At 47.2% G+C, this 6,195-nt stretch carries 7 protein-coding genes; 2 read left to right on the top strand and 5 right to left on the bottom strand.

Going from position 1 to position 6,195, the window contains the following annotated elements; genetic code table 11:
* Both IQR33_RS19705 and IQR33_RS19710 read right to left on the bottom strand, forming a co-directional pair.
* The coding region (locus IQR33_RS19705; RefSeq protein ID WP_193843956.1) for a DUF2955 domain-containing protein at positions 1–803 on the bottom strand (803 nt) is incomplete at its 3' end.
* 9 nt (positions 804–812) lie between these two features.
* Positions 813–1,877 (bottom strand): HlyD family secretion protein, encoded by a 1,065-nt coding sequence (locus IQR33_RS19710; RefSeq protein WP_005376744.1) that lies wholly within the window; start codon positions 1,875–1,877, stop codon positions 813–815.
* A 99-nt stretch (positions 1,878–1,976) separates the two neighbouring features.
* On the opposite strand from IQR33_RS19710, the gene IQR33_RS19715 reads away from it, so the two are divergent.
* The gene (locus IQR33_RS19715; RefSeq protein ID WP_005376746.1) at positions 1,977–2,837 is read left to right on the top strand and encodes a LysR family transcriptional regulator; all 861 of its coding nucleotides are present in this window, start codon (positions 1,977–1,979) and stop codon (positions 2,835–2,837) included.
* Positions 2,838–2,987: 150 nt separating this feature from the next.
* Entirely contained in the window at positions 2,988–3,530 is a 543-nt protein-coding gene (locus IQR33_RS19720; protein WP_005457944.1) for a hydrolase, read from the top strand.
* A 39-nt stretch (positions 3,531–3,569) separates the two neighbouring features.
* Here IQR33_RS19720 and IQR33_RS19725 read toward each other — a convergent pair whose 3' ends face one another.
* From IQR33_RS19725 to IQR33_RS33625, 3 genes are all read right to left on the bottom strand, one after another.
* Positions 3,570–4,466, bottom strand: a complete 897-nt coding sequence (locus IQR33_RS19725) for a 1-aminocyclopropane-1-carboxylate deaminase/D-cysteine desulfhydrase (protein WP_193838103.1) — start codon at positions 4,464–4,466, stop codon at positions 3,570–3,572.
* A 109-nt stretch (positions 4,467–4,575) separates the two neighbouring features.
* The gene (locus tag IQR33_RS19730) at positions 4,576–5,862 is read right to left on the bottom strand and encodes a sensor histidine kinase (protein ID WP_017634708.1); all 1,287 of its coding nucleotides are present in this window, start codon (positions 5,860–5,862) and stop codon (positions 4,576–4,578) included.
* Positions 5,859–6,195: winged helix-turn-helix domain-containing protein (locus tag IQR33_RS33625; RefSeq protein WP_228014010.1), on the bottom strand; the 337-nt coding region annotated here is incomplete at its 5' end. The genes IQR33_RS19730 and IQR33_RS33625, both read right to left, overlap by 4 nt.

Here is a 6,195-nt window from a genome sequence, read left to right on the forward strand (position 1 = left end):
TTAATTTGCCCTTTGGTGAGCCACAAGCAGAATGGCCCCATTGCAATGGTAAAGGCGAGCCAAAAGAGTAGCCCATGCCCATACCAACTGCCCAATATCAGCTGAACAGCCATCCCTGCGATGCAGCCTAGTGCGGTGCCGATGATGCGAATTTTTGCCATGGCGAGCGAGCCCGCTAAAGTCATTGGGGTTAGGATGATCAAAATGGAAGCTTGTGCGGACAGCGAGTCATATAAGTCCGCTACTTGGAATACGATAAATGCCGCCATCGCCACTACCCAACCCATAGCAACTTGGCTGATGTAGTCAATATCGCTTTTTACTGGGGTCGACATCTCAATGTGCTCGGCGGGGGATTTTGGCTCCGGGAACAACCAATACGCGAATGCGCAAACAAAAATATTGCTGAACGCCATCACCCACATGTTGACGTTGAACTCTTCAATATCCATGAAGTTATAGCTGGCAAAATTCAACACAATTGAACCCACCAACAGCCCCATGTAACCAAACAAATAGGTTTTCTGGTTCATCATTGCAATGCACTTGAACAGCATCATGATTCCGACGGCAACGGTCATTAATGTTGGATGAAACTGCAAGTATTCCAGCAAAAATGTGGCTTGTATGGTTGTCCACACCGCAGAGAAAAACACGATCAATAAAGCCGAAATATTAAAGTTGTCCATTCTGCCCAATATAAACAGCGGCATCATGATGGCAAAAAATCCGTAAGACCAACCGAAGATCATGCTTAGCGCGAGCCCTAAAGAGCAGCCGAACCAAATTCGTAAGGTTTTCATTGTCGCCGCCTAGTAAATGAAGTGAAACCAGCTTGCGAGGTGAATCTGTGCTTGCGCCATCAACTGCCAGAAAATGCTGTTGTCTGGGTACAAAACAATGGTAGCGCGAGAGCCGACAAACAGTGCTGGTGGTAACTCTTCGCTGCTGGTTAGGTTCACTCGTGTACGCTGCGCATCACGTACCCAGCGGTTGTTCACTTCCACTTTGGTCAGTGCGCCATTAGGCGTTTGTTGTGCGGCTGCTACACCGTAATCGCGGCTAGCTAAATCAAAGTCGTACACCGAACCTGGGTTGGCATCAAATGTGACCAAGGCGTGGAAAGTCTTGTCTACGTTCGCGACGGACTTTTCACGAAAATCAGCGGCTACCCAGAGTGATCCTGTTGGTACAAACGTCAGCAATGGCATGTTGGTGTTTGCCATCGTGCCAACTTCTAGTTGCAGGTTGGTCACGACACCATCACTGGGAGCGAGTACCGCGGTATTTGCCAAATCAAGTTGCGCCTTTTCGATGCCGTTTTTGGCAATTCGAACGGCGGTGCTTTGACCTTTTTGATCGCCTAATTGCGCCTCAATGACTTTTAAGTTTTGTCGTTCCGCTTTAAGCGCTGCACGTGATACCTGATTTTGGGCAAAGGCATTATCGAGTGTCGATTGAGAGATGACTTTCTGCTTCGATAGTGTCAGTAAGCGGTTGTACTCGCGGTGTGCATTATCAAATGTCGCTTGTGCGCGGGCAATATTGGCAAGAGCGGCTTCGCGTTGAGAATACAGCGTTGCTTCTTTTTCATAAGCGGATTGCAGAGACAGCTCCGCCTGTTCAAGTGCTATCTTGTATTTACGATCATCAATCGTAAACAACACATCGCCTTTTTGAACGGACTGGTTATTCTCGATGAGAACGTCGGTCACTTTACCAGATACCTCGGGCGCGACTTGGACAACGTATCCTTGTACTCGTCCTTCGGTCGTTAAGGGGGCGTGGCGGTCAGCAATGATAATGTACAAAAATAGTACGATGAACAGGACAATCAAAGTTCGCATCCAGTGTTTAAATTTTTGGTCAGCCGTCATTACAAGTTCCGTTAAACATATTGGATAGCGGATTATAGAGAAGTCACTCACAATTCAGTAGAATGATAATACGAACATGAATGACCTAAAAATAGGACAATGAACGTTAGTTTTGATGATATTTACCTATTCACTCAGACGGTGGTTCACGGCGGTATAAGTGCAGCGGCAGAGGCGAATCAACTACAACGCTCAAAAGTGAGTCGTCGCCTGCAAGAATTAGAGAAATCGCTCGGGGTACAGCTTTTGATCCGCACAACACGCAGCATTGAGTTGACGGAGCACGGGAAACGCTTGTTTGAGTTGGTGGGGCAGCCTATTGACCATATTCAGCAAGGTTTAAATGCCATGCACGAATATCAACAAGAGCTGACGGGCAAGGTGCGTTTAGCCATTCCTTCCGCATTGATGAGCTCTGCCGCGTTTAACGCGATCATCACCGAGTACACAACGCGGTATCCGGAGATTTCGGTCGAGATTGAAAACCATCAAGAGAGTGTCGATCTTAAGCGTCAATCGTTTGATTTACAGCTTCTTCCGAGCGTGGTCAAAGTCACCGATGACAGCTATGTGCAGTTCAGTCTTTTGCCTTATCGTAGTCACTTTGTTGCGTCAAAAGCCTATCTAGAATCGCATCCGCCAGTAAAAACGGTGGAAGATCTTAAGCAGCATCGCCTTTTAACTAATCGTTACAATGCCGATTTGCTCGATTCAGATCTGCATGTGGCGTTGCGCTCGGACGACCTCAACTTGCTGCGCTCGATGGCGATAGCAGGAAACGGCATCGCGTTTATTCCTCAAATTCATTCCAAGCCTGCACTGAGAGACGGTTTGTTGGTCGAGGTGCTGCCTCAATTCGCGCATCCGAAGCAGCATCTTACTCTGATTTATCCCTCGGCCTTATTTCTGCCCAATAAAGTCAAAGCCTTGATTGAACTAATTCGAGAGAAATTTAAATAGTCAGTTCAAACCACCCTTACCTAAGGGCAAATGTGTGAGCGAAGGTCATCTTTCTAGGTTTTATTGCTCTAACATGAAAGGGTTCTGATACATTAACTGTTGCTCAACTTGTTGAGTATGGTTTGTGGTCGCATAAGATAGGAGATGGAAATGTTGTCGAAAGGAAACACGGGCCTGATTGTGGTGGATGTTCAGGGCAAACTCGCTACATTAATGCATGAAAGCGACGCACTGATTGAAAATATCACGAAACTGGTAAAGGGCGCCAAAGCACTAGATTTGCCTATTCTGTGGCTAGAACAGAATCCAGAAAGGTTGGGCCCAACCGCGGAGCCGATTCGTGAAGTGCTTGAAAGTACGCATTTACCTATTACCAAGTACACGTTTGATGGTTGCAAAGAGGCGACGTTTAAGGTCGCGGTGGAGAACGCGAAAGTTGATACCTGGTTGGTTTGCGGTATTGAATCCCATATTTGCGTCTATCAAACCGCGGTTTCTCTGCGTCAGTCCGGTTATCGCGTTGAATTAGTCACGGATTGTGTATCTTCCCGAACCGCAGCCAATAAAGCGCTCGCTCTTGCGAAGTTAACCGCAAACGGTGTGGTGCTCACTGGGTTAGAAATGTGTTTGTATGAAATGGTCGAAGATTGCCGAGCACCTGAATTCAAAGAAATTCTGGCGCTCATCAAATAGTGGAATCACTGTAATCAGCAGCAACTTTATTTGAACACGCTATTCAAATTCTCGTTGATATCTTGGCAACATCGACTCGTTGCCAAGTAACCCGCCTTGGTGAATGTAAATCACCGTTTTATCTGTGTTCTCTTCGAACCAAGGTGTTAGGCATTGCCACATATACGGGTCGTATAACAGGTCAAATTCGAGGTCGGTTTGCTCAAAGAGTGCTTTCCATGTGATGTAATCTTCTTCGTATAAGCGACCAAAATGGTGTTTGTTGCGGATGGTTAAAATGGTTGGGTGGCTGTTTTCACCGAGCTGGTTGAACTGCTCAGTTAAGTAATCTGCATCGCCTACGCAAGGGCAAGTTAGCACTTCAATGCCGTGTGGACTTAAATGTTTATGAAGATATAAAGACGTCGTGCCAGTGCCTGATGGCAGGGCGACCGCAAACTGCTCTTTACCTCTCAATCGCGTCCAATCAAGAATTTCTCGTGCTAACTGTTTGATGCCAGCTTCAGCGAGGTGGGAACGTCCACCTTCTGGAATAAGCAATGTCGATTCATCTAATCTTCGTACCTGGTGGATGTATTCACTAGGGTGGAGTTCGCTACCGATGTCTTGCATGGCGGTGATTTTCATACCCAAATCGAGAGCGCCGCGATAGTTTCCGATGGGGGAGCTTTTTAGCCAAGATGGAATGTGATGAACATAAAACTCAAACGCCCAACCTTTAATCTGGGCGAGAGCTGCTAGCGAGTACATGGCATTAGATTGAGCGGAGCCAAAGCTTATTAACGTGGTGATGTCGGGATTTTGCTCTTCCATTAACGTCATAAACTTACGTGCTTTGTTCCCAGAAAAGTGGGAGTGGAGCATGTCGTCACGTTTAAGGAAAAATTTGTGCCCATTAAAGCTATGTTGGGTGATAGGACTTTCTGAGAGTTTCATGTCGATGCTGACGGAATAAACCGTGTCACCTTTGCCATTTAAAAAGGGCGCGTAGTGTAACGCCATTAAACCCAGATAAAAAGTCTGGGTTTCAGGACTTCCATTTCGGTTATTCCTGATGTTCTGTTGCGAGGTTAATTACTGCCTCACAACCACCTTCTGGATGTGTACCAATCTTAAATTGCCAGCCATAGCGTTGGCACAAATCGTCCACAATCATCAAACCTAATCCGTGCCCATCAGAGTGCGGAATGGTCGAAAAGCCTTCACCTTCATCACGCACCGAGATGGTGTTTTCATCCATATTGATATGAATTGATCCCGATGGTGTCGCGGCGATGCCGTTGCGAATCAGGTTGCCAAGAATAATGGTCAACACGGCATTGGTTGCGCGCGTTCTTGGGTTGCCGTCGATCTGTACATCAAAGCTGAGTGCTTTCTCATCCGCCTGAGCTTGGCTTTGGAAGATGATTTGGTTGAGTTCTTCTTCGGTGATGCTGCGTACTGGTGAATCATCTGCATTACGCTCGTAACGCACTAAGCCGAGTAGGGCATCCACCATGGTCGACATTTGCTGCGTCGCATCCTGAATTCGGTTCACTTGGCGGGTCTGGAAATCCGTGTTCGCACTTCTCGCCAGTAGGCTGCTTGAGCCTTTCATTACGGTTAACGGTGTACGCAGTTCATGGCTTGCGTATCGTGCAAAGGCTTGCTCACGCTTGATGACTTGGTTGATTTTGTGGCGATACTCATTCAACTCATCCGCGAGGGTTTGGAACTCTTTGGCCGAGCCCTCAGGCACACTAAAAGTTTGCGTGGCATCTCCTTGGTGATGGTCGAGTTGAGTTTTGAGCGCATTGACGGGTTCAATCAAGCGCTGTGATAAACGCAGCAACAGACTGCCAAATAGGAACACCAGGACGGCGACAATGGACAACACCATAGCAACGACGAGAATGAATTCCTCTGAGGTGATCTCGATTTCATCAATCAAGGAAACCAGAATCACAGGATGTTCAACGCCTTTGTAGGTGTAAGTGCTCATGTAAACCATGCGCGAGTATTCACCGTCTTCTACTTCATCAAGAAAGTGCTTTTGACCAATCAGGTATTTTTGGTAGCGCTCGGCAACCAATGAGATGTCGTTGTATGCAGTGGTGAGCAGGTCAAGCTGAATACTGCCTTGCTCTGGGTGGGACTGGAAATGTTCAATCGCTTCTTTTTTGTCGACCATAATACGACGCTCGCCGACACGGTCTTCAGACCAAAGCAGGGAGCCGGTAATCAACAAAAAGCAGAAGATGCCAATCACGACCGACACAAAAGAGAAAAACAGAGCGAGTCGCCCTGTCATACTTTGTGTGCTTTGCGTGCTAGCAAGTAAGCGATTGATCATGCAACTGTCTCCAAGCGGAAGCCAACTTTCGGCACGGTGATCAGCACATGTTGTTCAAATGGCTTATCAAGTTGGTTGCGAAGTTGGTAAATGTGGCTGCGCAGAACGTCGTTGTTCGGCTCGTTCTCTTGCCATAGTTGGAAGGCGATTTCTTCACGTGTTACTACGTCTGGCGCGCTTTTCACAAGCATTTCCAGAATGGTGTAAGTGGTGGGGTTTAGCGCCAACAGTTTATCTTGGCGGTAAGCTTTACGCGTTTTTTGGTCGATAGAGACTTCGCCATATTCCAACTTGCTCGACGCGACAGTGCCGCGGTAACGGCGGATCAGTGCC

The sequence above is a fragment of the Vibrio sp. OPT46 genome, assembly GCF_015163535.1.
Taxonomy (GTDB): Bacteria; Pseudomonadota; Gammaproteobacteria; order Enterobacterales; family Vibrionaceae; genus Vibrio; species Vibrio alginolyticus.